This window comes from Jatrophihabitans sp., assembly GCF_036389215.1.
In the GTDB taxonomy this organism is placed as follows: Bacteria; Actinomycetota; Actinomycetes; order Mycobacteriales; family Jatrophihabitantaceae; genus Jatrophihabitans_A.
Genome location: NZ_DASVQG010000320.1, coordinates 1 through 1,553, shown reverse-complemented (window position 1 = coordinate 1,553; position 1,553 = coordinate 1). Strand labels below are relative to the sequence as shown.

General features: G+C 73.1%; 2 protein-coding genes. Both read left to right on the top strand.

Annotation, left to right across the window (positions count from 1 at the left end):
* Positions 1-1,157 (top strand): acyl-CoA dehydrogenase family protein (locus VF542_RS18215; protein ID WP_408653117.1); only part of this gene is annotated, 1,157 nt, incomplete at its 5' end.
* A partial coding sequence (locus tag VF542_RS18210; protein ID WP_408653116.1) for an alpha/beta fold hydrolase occupies positions 1,154-1,553 on the top strand: 400 nt, incomplete at its 3' end. The genes VF542_RS18215 and VF542_RS18210, both read left to right, overlap by 4 nt.

Genomic DNA, 1,553 nt, shown 5'->3' with positions numbered 1-1,553 from the left:
CCACCGACTACTTCCAGCTGCGCGAGGACCTCTCGCCCGAGCAGTTGGACCACCTGCTCCGCACCCGGGCCTTCGTCGAGGACGAGGTGCTGCCGGTGATCAACGGCTACTGGGAGCGGGCGGAGTTCCCCTGGCCGCTGGTGGAGAAGATGGGTGCGGCCGGCCTGGTGGGCGACGGCATCGAGGGCTACGGCTGCCCGCCGATGGACCACCTCTCCGCCGGCCTCATCCACATGGAGCTCAACCGCGGTGACGGCAGCCTGGGCACCTTCCTCGGCGTCCAGGCGGGGCTGGCGATGAAGTCGATCGCCATGCTCGGCTCGGAGGAGCAGAAGCAGCGCTGGCTGCCGCCGATGGCCCGCTGCGAGGCGCTCGGCGCCTTCGCGCTCACCGAGCCCGACCACGGGTCGGACTCGATCGCCCTGGAGACGTCGGCCCGCCGGGACGGCGACTCCTACGTGCTCAACGGGTCGAAGAAGTGGATCGGCAACGGCACCGTCGCCGACGTCGTCGTGGTGTGGGCCCGCGACACCGACGACCGCCAGGTGAAGGGCTTCCTCGTCGAGAAGGGGACGCCGGGCTACCGGGCGCGCCGGATCGAGGGCAAGGGCTCGCTGCGCGCCGTGTGGCAGGCCGAGATCGAGCTCGAGGACCTGCGCGTCCCGGCCGAGAACCACCTGCCGGGCTCGCGCAGCTTCAAGGACACCGGGGCGGTGCTGGCCACCACCCGCGGCTCCTGCGCCTGGATGGCCCTGGGCCACGCCGTCGCCGGGTACGAGGCGGCGCTGACCTACGCCGGGCGGCGCAAGCAGTTCGGCAAGCCGCTGGTGGAGTTCCAGCTCATCCAGGAGCGGCTGGTCGGCATGCTGGCCAAGGTCACCGCGATGCAGCTGTACTGCCGGCGGCTGGCCGACCTGGGCATGGCCGGCCGGGTCGAGCCGACGCTGGCCGGGCTGGCCAAGGCGCACAACACCAGCACCGCCCGCGCGGTGCTCGCCGAGGCCCGCGACCTGCTCGGCGGCAACGGGATCCTGCTGGACTTCCACGTCATCCGGCACATGGCCGACATCGAGTCGATCCACACCTTCGAGGGCACCGAGACCATCCAGACCCTCATCGTCGGCCGGGACATCACCGGCGCCTCGGCGTTCGCGTGAGGGAGGCGACGCGGGCCCGGGTCCGCACCGTCCAGGTGGGCGAGGTCCGGATCCGGACGTCGGTCCGCGGCTCGGGCCGCCCGCTGCTGCTGGTCACCGGCCTGGGCGCCAGCCTGGAACTGGCCGAGCCGTTCGAGCGGGAGCTGGCCGCCCGCGGCCGGCAGGTCATCAGCTTCGACGCGCCCGGCATCGGCGGCTCGACGCCCTACCGCAGCCCGCGGCGGATGCCGGGCCTGGTCCGCACGATCATCGGGATGCTGGACGTGCTCGGGTACGACGAGGTCGACGTCTTCGGCGTCTCCCTCGGCGGTGTGGTGGCCCAGCAGCTCGCCCGCCAGGCCCCGCACCGGGTCCGCGGCCTGGTGCTCGCGGCCACGGCCCCGGGGGTGGGTGGCA